At 56.8% G+C, this 442-nt stretch carries 1 protein-coding gene; it reads left to right on the top strand.

Annotated elements, in window-relative coordinates; all coding sequences use genetic code 11:
* Window positions 1–188: 188 nt before the first annotated feature.
* On the top strand, window positions 189–442 hold a 254-nt coding region (locus tag ACG0Z5_RS23985; protein ID WP_394451690.1), incomplete at its 3' end, for a helix-turn-helix domain-containing protein.

Genomic DNA, 442 nt, shown 5'->3' with positions numbered 1-442 from the left:
AACCAGCCACTCAACCGCCGTCTGCCATGAATGCTAATCTTTCTTCCCTCTTCTGGGAAGGTTTCACTGTTGATTCCTTCACTCATCCTGCACCGGATGCTCTGCTTATTACGCTCCGGCCTGACCCCGGTTTTGCGCCGTCCTGCCGTCGATGTGGCTGCAGAGACTGTGCTGTCCATGATGTCTCTGTGCGACGGGTTCGTGAGCGCGATTTACTTCACTGGCGCGTCACACTTCAGCTTCCCGTTCGCCGTCTGCGCTGTTCCCGCTGCGGGATTGTCACCGAGCGCATCTCATGGGTGCCTGAACGGCAACGTTACACGTCCTCGTTAGCGACCTGGGTGGAATCTCTTACCCGGTTATTGCCGGTTAAGCATGTGGCACAGTTGACCGGTCTGCACTGGCACACCATTAAAAATATCGACTGCCGACGCCTGCAGCG

It is taken from the genome of Scandinavium sp. M-37, from assembly GCF_043558715.1.
GTDB classification, from domain to species: Bacteria; Pseudomonadota; Gammaproteobacteria; order Enterobacterales; family Enterobacteriaceae; genus Scandinavium; species Scandinavium vulneris_A.
Note: the sequence above shows the minus strand (reverse complement) of the source record. Positions and strands in the feature narration are given on the sequence as shown.